This is a genomic window from Arthrobacter sp. Y3222053, from assembly GCF_059092805.1.
Window position 1 is genome coordinate 117470 of sequence record NZ_JBNHIA010000002.1, and the last position, 16591, is coordinate 134060.

General features: G+C 70.4%; 14 protein-coding genes. 11 read left to right on the forward strand and 3 right to left on the reverse strand.

The genetic code is table 11. The features are described from left to right. Window positions 1-69: 69 nt before the first annotated feature. Entirely contained in the window at window positions 70-441 is a 372-nt protein-coding gene (locus AC5RUW_RS04805) for a DUF488 domain-containing protein (protein WP_494159656.1), read from the forward strand. A gap of 23 nt (window positions 442-464) precedes the next feature. On the opposite strand, the gene AC5RUW_RS04810 is transcribed toward AC5RUW_RS04805, so the two are convergent. Beyond that, on the reverse strand, window positions 465-938 hold the full coding sequence (locus AC5RUW_RS04810) for a PGPGW domain-containing protein (RefSeq protein WP_494159657.1): 474 nt from the start codon (window positions 936-938) through the stop codon (window positions 465-467). Between the two features lie 140 nt (window positions 939-1078). On the opposite strand from AC5RUW_RS04810, the gene AC5RUW_RS04815 reads away from it, so the two are divergent. From AC5RUW_RS04815 to AC5RUW_RS04840, 6 genes are all read left to right on the forward strand, one after another. After that, the gene (locus tag AC5RUW_RS04815) at window positions 1079-1825 is read left to right on the forward strand and encodes an SDR family oxidoreductase (protein ID WP_494159658.1); all 747 of its coding nucleotides are present in this window, start codon (window positions 1079-1081) and stop codon (window positions 1823-1825) included. Between the two features lie 331 nt (window positions 1826-2156). Then, the gene (gene ileS / locus AC5RUW_RS04820) at window positions 2157-5438 is read left to right on the forward strand and encodes an isoleucine--tRNA ligase (protein WP_494159659.1); all 3282 of its coding nucleotides are present in this window, start codon (window positions 2157-2159) and stop codon (window positions 5436-5438) included. Beyond that, window positions 5435-6796 carry a bifunctional folylpolyglutamate synthase/dihydrofolate synthase gene (locus AC5RUW_RS04825; RefSeq protein WP_494159660.1) on the forward strand — a complete coding sequence of 454 codons (1362 nt, stop codon included), beginning with the start codon at window positions 5435-5437 and terminating at the stop codon, window positions 6794-6796. The genes ileS and AC5RUW_RS04825 overlap by 4 nt, the downstream gene beginning before the upstream one ends. Before the next feature lie 6 nt (window positions 6797-6802). Then, on the forward strand, window positions 6803-7321 hold the full coding sequence (locus AC5RUW_RS04830) for a DUF4233 domain-containing protein (protein ID WP_494159661.1): 519 nt from the start codon (window positions 6803-6805) through the stop codon (window positions 7319-7321). Beyond that, window positions 7318-7737, forward strand: coding sequence for a nucleoside-diphosphate kinase (gene ndk, locus AC5RUW_RS04835; RefSeq protein ID WP_494007228.1), 420 nt, complete (start codon window positions 7318-7320; stop codon window positions 7735-7737). The genes AC5RUW_RS04830 and ndk overlap by 4 nt, the downstream gene beginning before the upstream one ends. 131 nt (window positions 7738-7868) lie before the next feature. After that, the gene (locus tag AC5RUW_RS04840) at window positions 7869-8567 is read left to right on the forward strand and encodes a CG0192-related protein (RefSeq protein WP_494159662.1); all 699 of its coding nucleotides are present in this window, start codon (window positions 7869-7871) and stop codon (window positions 8565-8567) included. Here AC5RUW_RS04840 and AC5RUW_RS04845 read toward each other — a convergent pair. Together AC5RUW_RS04845 and AC5RUW_RS04850 are read right to left on the reverse strand one after the other, a co-directional pair. After that, window positions 8564-9037, reverse strand: coding sequence for a hypothetical protein (locus tag AC5RUW_RS04845; protein WP_494159663.1), 474 nt, complete (start codon window positions 9035-9037; stop codon window positions 8564-8566). The two genes, AC5RUW_RS04840 and AC5RUW_RS04845, sit on opposite strands and share 4 nt — an antisense overlap. A gap of 94 nt (window positions 9038-9131) precedes the next feature. Then, window positions 9132-9767, reverse strand: coding sequence for a vitamin K epoxide reductase family protein (locus tag AC5RUW_RS04850; RefSeq protein WP_494159664.1), 636 nt, complete (start codon window positions 9765-9767; stop codon window positions 9132-9134). A 411-nt stretch (window positions 9768-10178) separates the two neighbouring features. Between AC5RUW_RS04850 and AC5RUW_RS04855 the strand changes: the two genes are divergently transcribed. The 4 genes from AC5RUW_RS04855 (at window position 10179) to obgE (ending at window position 16541) form a co-directional block, all read left to right on the forward strand. Continuing rightward, window positions 10179-13868: an Rne/Rng family ribonuclease gene (locus tag AC5RUW_RS04855; protein ID WP_494159665.1), complete on the forward strand. Its 3690-nt coding sequence runs from the start codon at window positions 10179-10181 to the stop codon at window positions 13866-13868. 383 nt (window positions 13869-14251) lie between these two features. Then, window positions 14252-14563: a 50S ribosomal protein L21 gene (gene rplU, locus AC5RUW_RS04860; RefSeq protein WP_494007402.1), complete on the forward strand. Its 312-nt coding sequence runs from the start codon at window positions 14252-14254 to the stop codon at window positions 14561-14563. Window positions 14564-14626: 63 nt separating this feature from the next. Next, window positions 14627-14887: a 50S ribosomal protein L27 gene (gene rpmA, locus AC5RUW_RS04865; protein WP_494007223.1), complete on the forward strand. Its 261-nt coding sequence runs from the start codon at window positions 14627-14629 to the stop codon at window positions 14885-14887. 103 nt (window positions 14888-14990) lie between these two features. Continuing rightward, on the forward strand, window positions 14991-16541 hold the full coding sequence (gene obgE / locus AC5RUW_RS04870; protein WP_494159666.1) for a GTPase ObgE: 1551 nt from the start codon (window positions 14991-14993) through the stop codon (window positions 16539-16541). The last annotated feature ends 50 nt before the right edge of the window (window positions 16542-16591 follow it).

The window sequence follows — 16591 nt, forward strand, 5'->3', positions numbered from 1 at the left end:
CGGCCCGCCGGCACCGATACGGCCGCGGCCGGTGCCGCCGCCGCCGGCCGGCGCGTAGCATCGGCGGGCATGGCGAAGGAACAGGGGAGCATCCGGATCCGGCGCATCTACGAGCCCGACGACGGCGGCTACCGGGTGCTGGTGGACCGGCTCTGGCCGCGCGGGGTGTCAAAGGAACGGGCGCATCTGGATGAGTGGCTGAAGGACCTGGCGCCGGGCACGGACCTGCGCCGATGGTTCGGGCACCGGCCGGACCGCTGGGAGGAGTTCGTATCCCGGTACCGCGATGAGCTGGCAAGGAATCCGGAGGCGGGGGACTTCGCCCTTGCCTGCGCCTCCCGGGCCGACACCGTGCTGCTCTACGGGGCGCGCAACGAGCGGCAGAACGAGGCCGTGGTGCTGCGGCAGTTCCTGCTGGAGCTGCCCGAACCCGGTGCTTAGGAGCGGAGGCGGCAGAGGAACCGCTACGGCGCGCTGGAGGCTTCCGGACCCGGCCGGCCGGCCCCCCGGAAGCGGCGGTAGCTGTAGACCAGCAGCGCCACGGCGATGCAGCCCGAACCGATGAGCGTGCCGCCGGTGGCCCAGCCGCCGGGCAGCCACCAGTCCTGATGCAGGGGCCACCAGTGCGGCGCCCGGCGCCACAGCCCCCAGGTGACGCCCGCGGCCATCAGTGCCAGGGCGCCGCCGAGGGCCAGGGCGATGCGGGGCCAGGTCTGCACCCCTTCCTCGGCGGCCTTGAACGCGCGCACCTTCACCGGGCGCAGCCAGCGGTGGGCCCACGCGTAGCGGAGCGAGAGCACGGCCAGCCCGGCGGCGATCATCAGCAGCCCGGGACCGGGCAGGACAAGGGCTGCCACCCCGACGACGACCAGAGTCCAGCCCGCAACTTCGATGCCGGTGCGGCGAAGCCAAGCAGGAATCAGATCCGTTCGAGCCATGGGCACCAGCTTTCCACATCCGCCGGCGGCACACACCCTGCTTGCCGGGGGCGGGCTGCGCCGGGCCCCCGGGGGGAGCCTCCCGCAACACTGCGGCACACGGGCGGAGGCTGCGGGAACCAACGGTTAGGGTAGGCCCCATGACCAAGCGTGTAGTTGTCACAGGAGCAAGTTCAGGCATCGGTGCCGCCGCCGTACGGGCCCTTACGGCAAGTGGCTGGACGGTGTATGCCGTCGCCCGCCGCGCCGAGCGCCTCGCCGCGCTGGCAGAGGAAACCGGGGCGGTGCCCGTCGCCGCCGACATCACCAGCAAGGCCGACGTCGACGCCCTGGCCGAGCGGGTGCTGGCCGACGGCGGCTTGGCTGCGCTGGTGAACAACGCCGGCGGAGCCTGGGGGATGGACTCCGTGGCGGGCGGGTCCGTGGAGGACTGGGCCCGGATGTACGAGGTCAACGTGCTCGGCACCCTGCGCGTCACCCAGGCGTTCCTGCCGGCGCTGCGCGCAAACGGCGAGGGCAGCGTGCTGATGCTGACGTCCACCGCCGCGTTCACCGCCTACGAGGGCGGGGCCGGCTACTGCGCCGCCAAGGCGGGGGAGGAGCTGATGGCCCGCACCCTGCGCCTGGAGGAAGCCGAGCACAACGTGCGCGTCATCGAAGTCTGCCCGGGCATGGTGAAGACCGAAGAGTTCTCCCGGAACCGGCTGGGCAGCGAGGAAGCCGCGGAGAAGGTGTACGCCGGCGTCGCCAAGCCCCTGACGGCCGAGGACGTCGCCGACGTCATCGCCTACTCGCTGAACCTGCCGCACCACATCAACCTGGACCAGATCGTGATGCGGCCGGTGGCCCAGGCAGCCCAGCACAAGGTCATCCGCCGCGGCGCCTGAACCCCGGCGATGGGGCCGGCCCGGCGCCGCCCTTCGACAGCGCCGGGCCGATCCCCTAAAATGGCCAAAGCAGCTTTGACCCGGCCATCACCGGCGAGCTTCCGGAAGAACAGCCTCCGCCCTGCGGCGAAGCGCCCAGTAGAACCGGACGGGTAAGCCCGTCACAGCAGTCAATGAGCGGCGGCCGATGCCCGCGCCCGGATCCCGGGACGGACACCCGGTCAGCAAGCGAGGTGGTACCGCGGTGAACCGCCGGCGACGCAAGGCCGGTGGGACGTTCGCCCTCGCATCCTGTACCCAGCCCATTCCTTGCCGCTACCAGGATGACGACATGCCACAGATCTACCCCAAGGCGTCCACGACGCCGTCCGCCGACGGCGCTTCCTCCTCGCCCCGCTTCCCCGAGATCGAAGAGCGGGTGCTGAAGTACTGGGACGCGGACGGCACCTTCCAGGCCTCCATCGATGCCCGCCCGGCCGGCACCGACGGCGACAACGAGTTCGTCTTCTACGACGGCCCGCCCTTCGCCAACGGCCTGCCGCACTACGGGCACCTGCTCACCGGCTACGTCAAGGACCTGGTGGCCCGCTACCAGACCCAGCTCGGCCGCCGCGTCGAGCGCCGCTTCGGCTGGGACACCCACGGGCTGCCCGCCGAGCTCGAAGCCATGAAGCAGCTGGGCATGAGCGACAAGACCCAGATCGAGGCCATGGGCATCGACAAGTTCAACGATGCCTGCCGTGCCTCGGTGATGAAGTACTCCCGCGAATGGCAGGACTACGTCACCCGACAGGCCCGCTGGGTGGACTTCGGGAACGACTACAAGACGCTCAACGTCGAGTACATGGAGTCGGTCATCTGGGCGTTCAAGACCCTGCACGAGAAGGGCCTGACCTACAGCGGTTTCCGGGTGCTCCCGTACTGCTGGAAGGACGAGACGCCGCTGTCCAACCATGAGCTGCGCATGGACGACGACGTCTACAAGAACCGGCAGGACCAGACGGTCACGGTCACCTTCCCGATCGTCGCCGGCGACAATGTGCTCTCCGCCGAGCTCGAGGGCGTGCAGGCCATCGCCTGGACCACCACCCCCTGGACCCTGCCCACCAACGTCGCCCTCGCCGTCGGGCCCGACGTTCGCTACGCCGTCGTGCCCGTTGGGCCGAACGGAACCCTGCAGGGAGAGGCCGCCGAAGGCGCCCGCTACCTGCTCGCCGAGGACCTGGTGGGCTCCTACGCCAAGGACCTGGGCTACGACGACGCCGACGCCGCCCGCGCCGCCGTCACCGGCGTGCACACCGGCACCGAGCTGCGGGGCCTGCGCTACGTGCCGCTCTGGGACTACTTCGCCGACGCCGAAAAGTGGGGCACCGCCAACGCCTTCCAGTTCGTGGTGGCGGACTATGTGACCACCACCGACGGCACCGGCATCGTCCACCAGGCCCCGGCCTACGGCGAGGACGACCAGAAGGTCTGCGAAGAGAACGGCATCCCCGTCACCCTCTCCGTGGACGAGGGCGCGAAGTTCCTCAACCTGTTCGCCGAGGGCCCGCTGGCCGAGATCGCCGGCCTGCAGGTCTTTGAGGCCAACAAGCCGATCACCCGCGTGCTGAAGGCACAGGGCCGGCTGCTGCGCCAGGCCAGCTACGAGCACAGCTACCCGCACTGCTGGCGCTGCCGGAACCCGCTGATCTACAAGGCCGTCTCCTCCTGGTTCGTGGAGGTCACCAAGATCAAGGACCGGATGGTCGAGCTGAACCAGCAGATCAACTGGATCCCGGGCAACGTCAAGGACGGCCAGTTCGGCAAGTGGCTGGAAAACGCCCGTGACTGGTCGATCAGCCGCAACCGGTACTGGGGCAGCCCCATCCCGGTGTGGGTCTCCGACGACCCCAACTACCCGCGCACCGACGTCTACGGCTCCCTGGCCGAGATTGAGGCCGACTTCGGCCGGCTGCCGCTGAACCACAACGGCGAACCGGACCTGCACCGGCCGTTCATTGACGAGCTGACCCGTCCCAACCCGGATGACCCCACGGGCAGGTCCACCATGCGCCGCGTGGAGGACGTGCTGGACGTCTGGTTCGACTCCGGCTCCATGCCCTACGCCCAGGTGCACTACCCGCATGAGAACGCCGACTGGTTCGAGCACCACAACCCGGGTGACTTCATCGTCGAGTACATCGGCCAGACCCGCGGCTGGTTCTATACGCTGCACATCCTCGCCACCGCCCTGTTCGACCGGCCCGCGTTCCGCAACGTGATCAGCCACGGCATCGTCCTGGGCTCCGACGGGCAGAAGATGTCGAAGTCGCTGCGCAACTACCCCGACGTCTCCGAAGTGCTGGACCGCGACGGCTCCGACGCGATGCGCTGGTTCCTGATGGCCTCGCCAATCCTGCGCGGCGGCAACCTGATCGTCACCGAGCAGGGCATCCGCGACGGCGTCCGGCAGGTCATGCTGCCGCTGTGGAACGCCTGGCACTTCTTCAGCCTGTACACCAACGCCGCGAACAACGGCGCCGGCTACGAGGCGAAGCTGCGCCACGACGCCCAGGACCCGCTGGACCGGTACATGCTGGCCGCCACCGGCGGGCTGATCCGGTCCATGCGCACCTCGCTGGACGCCTACGAGGTCTCCGAGGCCTGCGAGCTGCTGCGCTCCTACATGGACGTGCTGACCAACTGGTACATCCGCCGCAGCCGCACCCGGTTCTTCGACGAGGACACCGAGGCGTTCGACGTGCTCTACACCTGCCTGGAGGCGGTCTGCCGGGTGGCTGCACCGCTGCTGCCCCTGGTGACCGAGGAGATCTGGCGCGGCCTCACCGGCGGGCGCTCCGTGCACCTGACCGACTGGCCCGAGGCCGGCGCCTTCCCGACCGACGCCGACCTGGTAACCCGGATGGACACCACCCGGCGGATCTGCTCCGTGGGCTCGTCGCTGCGCAAAGGCGCGAACCTGCGGGTGCGCCTGCCGCTGCGGGAGATGACCGTGGCCGTACCGGACGCCGAGGCGCTGACGGGACAGTTCGCCGCGATCATCGCGGACGAGCTGAACCTGAAGAACGTCACCCTGGTCGACGCGGCCGACGCCGATCCGGCGGAATACGGCATCAGCCAGAAGCTGGTCGTCAACGCCCGGGCCGCCGGCCCGCGCCTGGGGAAGAACGTGCAGACGGCGATCAAGGCCGCCAAGGCGGGGGACTGGTCGGTGGACGACGCCGGCACCGTCACCGCCGGCGGGCTGGAACTGGAACCGCACGAGTACACCCTGGACACCGTGGTCGACGCCGCCGAAGGCGAAGCCGCCAAGGCCGTCACCGTGCTGCCCGGCGGCGGCTTCCTGGTCCTGGACACCGAGGTGACCCCGGACCTGGCCGCCGAGGGCACCGCCCGCGACGCCATCCGCGCCGTCCAGCAGGCCCGCCGCGACGCGGACCTGCACATCAGCGACCGGATCCGGACCGTCGTCGTCACCGGCCCCGCCTCCGCGGCGGCGCTGGAAGCGAACGCGGAGCTGGTGAAGGGCGAAACCCTCACCGCGGACCTGCAGGTCCGTGCCGACGGCGCGGACGACGACTTCGAGGTCACTGTGGAGGTGATCCGATGAGCGGGGACATCGACGGCTTCTCGGTGGAGAGCGTCTACGCCGAGCTGCTCAGCCGCGCGCCGGAAAACAAGATGGAGCCGCGGATGGCTCCGCTGTTCCGGGCCATGGAGCTGCTCGGGGAGCCGAACAAGGCCTTCCCGATCATCCACCTCACCGGGACCAACGGGAAGACCAGCACCGCCCGGCTGATCGAGGGCGGGCTGCTGGCCTACGGACTGCGCACCGGCCGCTACACCAGCCCGCACCTGAGCAAGGTCACCGAACGGATCAGCATCGACGGCAAGCCGGTCGACGATGAGACGTTCGTGCGGATCTGGGACGAGATCCGCCCCTATCTGGAGATGGTCGACGCCGAACTGGTCGCCGCCGGCCAGCCGAAGCTGACCTACTTCGAGTGCGTCACCATCCTGGCCTACGCCGTCTTCGCGGATGAGCCGGTGGACGTGGCCGTGATCGAGGTCGGCCTCGGCGGCATCACCGACGCCACCAACGTCGGTGACGGCCAGGTCTCCGTGGTGACCCCGATCAGCCTGGACCACACCGAGCTGCTCGGCGACGACGTGGCCGACATCGCGTACGAGAAGGCCGGCATCATCAAGCCGGGCGGGTTCCTGGTCAGTGCCGCCCAGCCGATGGGCGCCGCGCAGGTGCTGCTGGAAAAGGCGCGGGAGGTTGGCGTCCCTTACCGGTTCGAGGGCGTCGAGTTCGGCGTCGCCTCCCGGGTCATGGCGGTCGGCGGCCAGATGGTCACCATCGACGGCCTGGCCGGACGCTACGAGGAGGTGCCGGTGCCGCTGCACGGCGAGCACCAGGCGCAGAACGCCGCCGTCGCCGTCGCAGCGCTGGAGGCCTTCATCGGCGGCGGAACCCGGGAACTGGACGTGGAGCTGCTGCGCACCGGGTTTGCCGCGGTCACCTCGCCCGGCCGTCTGGAGACCGTCCGCACCGCCCCGACGATCATCGTTGACGCCGCCCACAATCCGGCCGGCATCACGGCCGCCGCCGCGGCCGTGAAGGAAGCCTTCAACCTCACCGCCCTGACCCTGGTCGTGGGCATCCTCGCCGAGAAGGATGCCCCCGGCATCCTGGAGGAACTGCGCGAGGGCTTCGGTGAACTGGTCAACGGTGTCTGCCTGACCCAGTCGATGTCTCCCCGTGCCATTCCGGCCGAGGAGCTCGAGGAGGACGCCCTCGACGCAGGTTTCTCCGAGGACCTGGTGCACGTGGAGCCGAAGCTCGACGACGCCCTCGAGTGGGCGGTCGCCCGCGCGGAGGAAACCGGTGACCTGGGCGGGGGAGTGCTCATCATCGGTTCGATCACCCTGGTCGCCGAAGCGCGCACCCTGCTCGGAAAGTAGGCCGACATGGCGAAACTGACCAAGGCCCAGCGCGAGTGGCGCCCGGGCATGCCCAAGAAACGCCGATCCACGAAGGTGCTGTTTGCCTCCACGGTCCTGGCCCTGGAGGCCTTCGTGGTCCTGTTCGCCACTCTGGTGGTGTTCGGGCTGAACCGGGACACCCTGAACCCGTGGCTGGTCATCGGCGGCGGGCTCGTCCTGGCGCTGGCGATGATCGGCACCTGCGCCTTCCTGACCAAACCGGCCGGCCTGGCCGTGGGCTGGGTGCTGCAGCTGCTGCTGATCATTACCGGCTTCCTGGAACCGATGATGTTCCTGATCGGCGTGCTGTTCGCCGCCACCTGGTGGTACGGCCTGCGGGCCGGGGCACGGGTGGACCGGGAGAACCGGGAGCGGGACCGGCAGCAGGCCGAATGGGACCGGGCCCAGGCCGCCAGCGGACGGGATGCCGCAGCCGGCCCCGAAGGCACCACGTCAGCGGATAGGCTGGGAGCAGACCCCGACACCCGAGGAGAAAACACGTGAGCACCGAGCGCACACTCGTCCTGATCAAGCCCGACGGCGTCCGCCGTGGCCTGACCGGCGCCATCCTGGCCCGCATCGAAGCCAAGGGCTACCGGCTGGCCGAGCTGCGGCAGGTTGCCGCCACCCGGACCCTGCTCGAGGAGCACTACGCCGAACACGCCGGCAAGCCGTTCTACGAGCCGCTGGTGGAGTTCATGCTCAGCGGCCCGGTGGTGGCCGCCGTCGTCGAAGGTGAGCGCGTCATCGAGGGCTTCCGCTCCCTGGCCGGCACCACCGACCCGACCACCGCCGCCCCGGGCACCATTCGCGGCGACTTCGGCCGGGACTGGGGCACCGCCGTGCAGCAGAACCTGGTCCACGGCTCGGACTCGCCCGAGTCCGCCGCCCGCGAGATCGGCATCTGGTTCGGCAAGTAACCGGACCGTCCGCTTGTGAAAAGGCACCCCGCCGACGCGGGGTGCCTTTTCCTTTGCGCCCTTCCTCTTCGCCGTCGCTCCCGACGGTGGGCGGGGTTGCGCGATGAGCGGCTTCGCCTAGGCTGGGCGGCATGGCTCTCATCTACGACGCGACCCTGCGCCCGACCAAGACCGAAATGATCGCCTCCTGGCTGCCGGGCACCGGCTGGTTTACCGGCCCGGCGCAGCCCGACGTGCAGCCCGTCGCCGCGTTCCGCTGGGACGACCCCGAAGGCGAGGTCGGCATCGAGACCCACCTCGTGTCCGTGGACGACGCCGTCCTCCAGGTGCCGCTCACCTACCGGGCGGCTCCGCTGGCGGGCGCGGATGCCTTCCTGCTGGGCACCATGGACCACTCCGTGCTCGGGCAGCGCTGGGTCTACGACGCCGTGGGGGACCCGGTCTACGCCGGGGCGCTGGCCGCCGCCGTGCTCGACGGACAGGACCAGGCCGAGCAGCAAACCCCCGACGGAGACGTCCTGCCGCCGACCGTGGCGCTCACCGGCACCGGATATCCCGAAGGCCAGGACCTCGTGGAAGGGCTCGACGACGGCCCCGGCGGCCCGGCGTCCACGCTGACGGCCGCCGGACTCGTCTTCTCCGTGCTTCGGGCGCCGGACCTGGACGGGCCGGCCGTGCAGGCCCCGGCCCTGACCGCCACCTGGGCGGGGCAGGAGGTTCCGGTGGTGCTGGCGTACGTCTCGGGGCAGCAGCCGGCCGCCGGGGACGGCAGCGCCGGCGACGGCATCGACGCCGCCGGCCCCGGGGCAGGAACGGACACCGCAGGCTAGGGAATCAGGCGTTCCGTGCGCAGGCGGGCAAAGAGAACCTTGAACGCGTCCTCGGTGCGCCGGTAGCCCGTGAACCCGGCCAGCCGGCTCTTGCTCATGTCGGTCAGCACTTCGATGTTCCGGCCCAGGTCCGCGTCCGTGTGCCACCAGGAGGCGAGCCGGGTGATGTCCGCCTCGGCCAGGCCGTGGCGGGCGGCCAGGTCCTTCCAGGGGCCGGCCATGTCGGCCATCTGCGCTTCCAACGGGCGCGGTTCGGTATCGAAGCCCTCCGCCTCGACGCCGAATTCGGCCGCCAGGCGGGGCCAGAGCGTCCGCCAGCGGAAGACGTCGCCGTTGACCACGTTGAACGCCTCGTTGGCGGTCTGCCCGTCCGTGGCGGCCCAGAGCATGTGCTCGGCCAGCAGGCCGGCGTCGGTCATGTCGGTAACGGAGGTCCACTGGGTTTCCGAGTCGGGGAAGATGAACGGCATCCCCAGCTCCCTCGCCCCGCGATGCCGGTGGCGCCGGCCACCAGCGCCGTGGGGGGTCTCGGAACGGGAACGGGCCGGGCGGGTTCTGAGCATGTCAGCCCGCGAAGGCGGGCAGGAACCGGAAGAAGATCGACGCCGCCGTCGCCACCCACAGGAGGACGACGATCGGCCAGATCCACTCGCGCAGGAACCGCACGAGCCCGGCCGGGGCCGGCAGCACACCGGCCGCCAGGTTCCGCACGGTCGTGAACACGAACAGCGGGATCATCGCGGTCCACACCACGATGCAGTAAATGCACAGCACGTAGATGTCGAACAGCGCCTGGCTCCACAGCCAGACCACGAACACCATGCCCAGGGTCACCCCGGCCTGCAGGCCCGCCCAGTACCAACGCGGGAACTGCGCCCCTGCGAGCAGTGAGACGCCGACCGTGATGGTGACGGCGAAGGCAACGATGCCGATCAGCGGGTTCGGGAAGCCGAACAGCGACGCCTGCCAGGTTTCGAAGACGGTGCCGCAGGAGACGAACGCGCTGAAGTCGCAGCTGGTGATGTAATCGGCGTCCGCGTAGACGCGGAGCCGCTCCAGCACGAGGATGCCGGACCCCACCCACCCGACCACCGAAGTAATCAGCATCATCCAGCCGATGTGGCGGTCGGATATCGCGCCCGGCCGCTCAGCTGCCTCCGGTGGCTGCGGCGAGGTGCGGGAGGATGGTGACGTCGGCACGGGTTCTCCTTCTGCCGGGTGGTTTTCTCCGATTCTATGCGCGGCCTCGGGCCAAAAAGGGACGCTTGTGAGATAATGGCTGTGGCCGACGGAGGAACCACATTCCGTCGTCGGTCCAGCGACAGGCTTCCGGTTCTGCCGGCGACGCTTCCCGAGCATGCTGCCCACCAATCCGGGTGGGCCGCCGGGGATCCGCCGGGCAGACCTACCAGATACAAGCCGAAACGAGAGCGTTCCGTGCCGGTAGCAGGAAAAGCGCCGCTGGTCGTCGGGAGAGACCGCGCCTGCAGATGGCGCGAGCCCCGGTCGGCAATTGGATGACTTCCGGCGGGCCGTGACGCCCCAGCCGATTTACATTGCCTCTGGGCATTGGAATGTGGCCAGTGCCGCAGGGGCCGGAGTGCACGCTAGATGACTACCGAAGACACAACAGAAAAAGCAGCGGAACTCGAACCGACGGGTGACGGCGGGCAGGCCGGCACGGCTTCAGCGCCGGCTGAAGCCCCCGCTGAAGCCCCCGCTGAAGCCGAGGCAAAGGCCCCGCCCCGCAAGCGGGCTCCCCGGACCCGCCGCAAGGCCGTGGCGCCCGAAGGCCCCGCAGAAGCGGAGGGCACCGTGAACAGCGACGCCGCCGCTGAGGCGCCCGTCGGAACCTCTGCCGCGGACCCTGCCGCCCAGGAGTCCGCTGCCGCTGCGGTTCCGGAACCCGCGGCCCAAAAGCCGAAGCGGACCCGGACGCCGCGGCGCAGCAGCGCCGCTGCCGGCGCTCCCGCCTCCCGCGCCGCCGTCGATGAGCCGGCCCCCGCTGCACGGGAGCCGGAACGGGAGGCCTCCCCGGCCGAGGCCGCGACGGCCGCCGCCCAGGCAGCCGCCGACGACGCCGTCGCCGCACCGGCCACACCCGCGGCCGAGGCCGCGGGCGTGGCCCCAGCCAAGACAACCCGCCGGCGCCGCGCCTCGGCCAAGGCAGAGTCGCCAAAGCCCGCCGAGAGCAGCATCCAGGCCGACGACGCCGAAGTCCAGGACGTGGATCCGGCTGCTACTGCCGCCGCCGCAGCCGCCGACGATACCGTCGCTGCTCCGGGATCCGCTGCCGCGGAAGCCGCCGGCCTCGATGCCGACGCACCGGCCGCAGCAGCCGAAACGGACGGTGCCGCCGACGGCCAGGCATCGGAGAAGCCCGCCCGGGCGCCCCGCCGGCGGAGCGCCGGCACACGTGCCCGGAAGGAAGCTGCCGCAGCCGAAAGCCCCGCGGCGGAGGCTGCCGCCACGCCGGCCGCGGATGACGCCGACGCCGGCACCGCCGCCCCCGCAGACGAAAAGCCCGGGGAAGCGCAGCCGGAGGAGGCAACGGGGGAGGCCGGTTCGGCACCCGGTTTCCTGGATCCGTTCGCCCTGCCGCAGGACCCGACCATTCCGCTCTTCCATGCCCCCGACCTGACCGTGGTCCGGACGCCCGCGGATGAGGCGCCCGAGCCGGAGGAGGAGGCCGAGGAGGACACCTCCGAGGCCGGCCGCCGCCGTCGTCGTCGGCGCGGCCGCACCAGGGCAGAGGCAGACACCGAGGCAGCCCCGGCAGCGGATGCCGCTGAAACCGGAAGCGGGCCCGAGGAGGGCCAGGACGGCGTGACGTCGCGCCGCCGCCGTCGCCGCCGCCGCGGCGAGGCGGACCTGGAGCTCACCGGTGGAAGCGATGACGATCCGCCCAACACGGTGACCCGCGTCCGGGCGCCCCGCGCCCACGCCGACGCCGCTCCCACCGACCGGGTGACCAGCGTGAAGGGCTCGACCCGGCTGGAGGCCAAGAAGCAGCGCCGCCGTGAATCCCGCGAGTCCGGCCGCCGCCGCCACATCATCACCGAGGCCGAGTTCCTGGCCCGCCGCGAATCGGTGGACCGGCAGATGGTCGTCCGCCAGCGCGGCGACAGGATCCAGATCGGCGTCCTCGAGGACGGCGTGCTGGCCGAGCACTTCGTCTCCAACACCCAGCAGGACTCGCTGATCGGCAACGTGTACGTAGGCAAGGTCCAGAACGTGCTGCCGAGCATGGAAGCGGCCTTCGTTGACATCGGCCGCGGCCGCAACGCCGTCCTGTACGCCGGCGAGGTCAACTGGGACGCCGCAGGCCTGGACGGCCAGCCGCGCCGGATCGAGCTGGCGCTGAAGTCCGGGGACTCCGTCCTGGTGCAGGTCACCAAGGACCCGGTGGGCCACAAGGGTGCCCGGCTGACCAGCCAGATCTCACTGCCCGGACGCTACCTCGTGTACGTTCCCGGCGGCTCCATGACCGGCATCTCCCGCAAGCTGCCGGACACCGAACGGGCGCGGCTGAAGAAGATCCTCAAGGACCACCTGCCGCAGAACGCCGGCGTGATCGTGCGCACGGCGGCCGAGGGCGCCTCCGAAGAGGAGCTGATGAATGACATCAACCGGCTCCGCGCGCAGTGGGAACAGATCGAGGCCAAGTCCAAGTCGACCAAGACCCTGCCGCCGGAACTGCTCTACGGCGAGCCGGACCTGACCATCAAGGTCGTCCGCGACGTCTTCAACGAGGACTTCTCCAAGCTCATCGTCTCCGGCGAGGAAGCCTGGGACACCATTGAGGCCTATGTGACCTACGTGGCGCCCGACCTCGTCGACCGGCTGGAGAAGTGGACCTCCGAAGAGGACATCTTCGCCGTCCACCGCATTGACGAACAGATCGCCAAGGCGCTTGAACGCAAGGTGTTCCTGCCTTCCGGCGGTTCGCTGGTCATCGACCGGACCGAAGCCATGACCGTGGTGGACGTGAACACCGGCAAGTTCACCGGCAGCGGCGGCAACCTTGAGGAAACCGTCACCAAGAACAACCTTGAGGCCGCTGAGGAGGTCGTCCGCCAGCTGCGGCTGCGCGACATCGGCGGCATCATCGTCATCGACTTCATCGACATGGTCCTTGAAGCCAACCGTGACCTGGTGCTGCGCCGCCTCGTCGAGTGCCTGGGCCGGGACCGCACCAAGCACCAGGTGGCCGAGGTCACCTCGCTCGGCCTGGTCCAGATGACGCGGAAGCGGATGGGCACGGGCCTGCTGGAGGTCTTCGGGGAGACCTGCGAGCACTGCGACGGCCGCGGCGTCGTCACCCAGGACGTTCCGGTGGAACACCGCCGGCATGCCGTCTCGGAGGACAACCACCAGCACCACCTGAAGCAGGAAAAGCAGTCCCGCGGCGACCGCCGGCGCAAGGGCCGCAAGGAGCCCGTCGCGGCGCCGGCCCAGCCCGTCCAGGCCGATGCCGAGCCGAAGGCCGAGGCCGAAGACCCGGAGGCCAAGGCCAAGGCCGCCGCTGCCCGGGCCGCCCTGGCCACCATCGCAGCGGCAGCAGCCGCTGCGCATGAACCCGGCCAGGAGCAGGACTCCGCCGAGCCTTCCGCCGAGCAGGCACAGGACCGCGGGGACGATGCCGACCGCAACGGCGACGCCGACCGGCCGGAGGGGCGCCGTGACCGCGGCCGCCGCGGCCGGCGGCGGGACCGCGATGCAGCCGCCCCCGCAGCGGATGCACCGGCGCCTGAGCCCTCCGCAGACGCTTCCGGGGAGCCTGCAGGGGACGAGGCGCCGGTGGCCGAGGGCCCGGTGCTGCGGATTCAGGGCGAAACCGTCGTGGTGCCGCGTCGTGAGCGCCGCCGCCGCCCGCCGGCCGAGCCTGCCCTGACCCTGGAGAGCCTCGCCGAAGCCTTCGACGTGGTCGCTCCGCGCAGCGGCTCCGAGCAGCCGGCGGCACCCGCCGCCGCGGCCGACGACGCTGCGGAACCGGCCTCCGCCGGCCGGCAGCCCTCGGCTGAGGACACGGCCGCCGCGAAGCCGGCTGTTGCCGCGGACCCGGCCGGCTCCGCAGCCGACGGCGGTGCCCGGCCGGCCCGTCGCCGCCGTCGTGCCGCCAGCAGCCCGCAGGGCTCCGGCGACGCAGCCCGCATCGAAACCGCGGCCGCTGAGGCCACGGGCGAGGGTACCCGCCGTGTCGCGGCCGCCGGGCAGGATGCACCGGCGCCCGCCGCGGAGCCGCAGAAGGCCGCAGCGCCGGTCATCCTCGGCGTGGGCGTGCCGGCGTCCGAACTGTAGGCAGCCGGTCCGGGTCCCCCGTGGACCCGGCCGCAGCAGGCGCACCGCATCGGCGGTGCGCCTGCTGCGTTTAACGGCATGCCTGCGGCCTGTCTGCTGCCTGCGGGCGGCCCTCCTGCGGCCCGGCGCCGGGGCCCGGCGGGAAGCAGGCCGAAAGTAGGATAGAGTTGTACCCCAAGCAGTTCGCCGCCCTCCGCGGCGCGCCGGGTGTGCCGTGCATTTGCGGGTTCCGCAGTGCTTAGCGTAATCTTGAACCTCGGTGCGAACGCCTTCCGGCCGTAGACGGGTCAGGCGTAACTGCATTGCGCAGCCGGACATCACCTTCAGAGTCCGGCCGGAAGCGCATCCAAAGTATTTAGACGTCGAGAGAAGTGAGTTCCCAAGTGGTGTACGCGATTGTCCGCGCCGGCGGCCGCCAAGAAAAGGTTTCCGTTGGAGACCTCGTGACCCTGGACCGCGTCCCCGGTGGAGCCGGCAGCACTTTTGAGCTGCCTGCCCTGCTTTTGGTTGATGGCGACAAGGTCACCTCCTCCGCCCAGGACCTGGCCAAGGTCACCGTGACTGCCGAGGTCGTCGAAAACCTCCGCGGTCCGAAGATCGTCATCCAGAAGTTCAAGAACAAGACCGGCTACAAGAAGCGCCAGGGCTACCGCTCGGCACTGACCAAGGTCAAGGTCACCTCCATCAACTCCTGATTCCGCTGCCGGTCCGCCGGCACCCGGTTTCCAGTTCAGCCAGAGCAAAGGCAGGCATAGAAAATGGCACATAAGAAAGGTGCGAGCTCTACTCGCAACGGCCGCGACTCGAACGCACAGTACCTCGGCGTGAAGCGCTTCGGCGGCCAGGTCGTCAAGGCCGGCGAGATCCTCGTCCGCCAGCGCGGCACCCACTTCCACCCCGGCGCCGGCGTCGGCCGTGGCGGTGACGACACCCTGTTCGCCCTCGAGGCGGGCGCAGTTGAGTTCGGCAGCCGTCGTGGCCGCCGCGTGGTGAACATCGTGGCAGCTGCCGCGGAGTAATCCACTTCCAGCTTTGTCGACGGGGCGGGCCGAATGGCCCGCCCCGTCGTGTTTTAAGCCGAGTAGACTTGGCGTTATCCCCCCAGGCCCTTGAAGGAGAACTATGGCCAGCTTTGTAGACCGTGTTGTACTGCACGTAACCGGCGGTACGGGTGGTCACGGCTGCGTGTCCGTCAAGCGCGAGAAGTTCAAGCCGCTCGGCGGTCCCGACGGCGGCAACGGCGGACATGGCGGGGACGTCATCCTGCGGGTGGATCCCCAGGTCACCACCCTGCTCGACTACCACCACACCCCGCACCGGCACGCCGGCAACGGCGGCGGCGGAATGGGCGACTGGCGCGCCGGCAAGACGGGGGAGCCGCTGGTGCTCCCCGTGCCCGAGGGCACCGTGGTGAAGTCCCGTTCCGGCGAGGTTCTGGCCGACCTGGTCGGCGAAGGGGCGGAGTTCATCGCCGCCGCCGGCGGGCAGGGCGGGCTGGGCAACTCCGCCCTGTCCTCCCAAAAGCGCAAGGCCCCCGGCTTCGCGCTGCTCGGACTGCCGGGCGAGGAACGCGACATTATCCTCGAGCTGAAGTCGATCGCCGACATTGCCCTGGTCGGCTTCCCGTCCGCCGGCAAGTCCTCCCTGATCGCCGCCATGTCCGCGGCCCGCCCCAAGATCGCCGACTACCCGTTCACCACCCTGGTGCCGAACCTGGGTGTCGTCGAAGCAGGCGATGTCCGCTTCACCGTGGCGGACGTGCCCGGCCTGATCGAAGGCGCCTCCGAGGGCCGCGGCCTGGGCCACAACTTCCTCCGCCACGTCGAGCGATGCGCCGCCCTGGTGCACGTCCTGGACTGCGCCACGCTGGAAACGGACCGCGACCCGCTGACCGACCTCGACATCATCGAGGGCGAACTGGGCAAGTACGAAGTGGACATGTCCTACGCCGAGGGTGAAGCGGTGCCGCTGAACGAGCGGCCGCGCCTGGTCGCGCTGAACAAGGTCGACACCCTGGACGGCCGGGAGATGGCCGAATACGTCCGCCCGGAGCTCGAAAGCCGCGGCTACCAGGTCTTCGAGGTGTCCGCCGCCAGCCACGAAGGGCTGCGCGAGCTGGGCTTCGCCATGGCGCGGATCGTCCGTGAGGCCCGCGAACAGCGCAGCGTGGCGCCGGTCAAGGTGCAGCCGGAGGTGCTGCGCCCCCGGGCGGTCAACAAGAAGGACTTCACCATCCGGCGCGAAGAGCGCAACCTGGAGCCGCTGTGGCGGGTCCTCGGCGAAAAGCCGGTGCGCTGGGTGCAGCAGACGGACTTCACCAACGACGAGGCCGTGGGTTACCTCGCCGACCGGCTTGCCAAGCTGGGTGTGGAGGACGGGCTGTTCAAGGCCGGCGCCACCCCGGGAGACGCCGTGGTCATCGGCGAGGATGACGCCGTCATCTTCGACTGGGAGCCCACCATGGCCGCCGGGGCGGAGCTGCTGGCCGCCTCCCCGCGCGGCTCGGACATCCGCATCGAAGACTTCTCCCGGCCCACCCGCGCTGAAAAGCGCGAGGACTACCAGCAGCGCAAGGACGCCCGCGCCGCGGCCCGGGCCGAGCTGGAAGAGGAGCGGCGCGCCGGGATCTGGACCGAATCCCTGAACCGCGGGGCAGCGGACGGGGACGACTAGGCTTCACAATGCCCCGGCTCCCCGGAGCCGGGGCATAGGCTGGTCTGGTC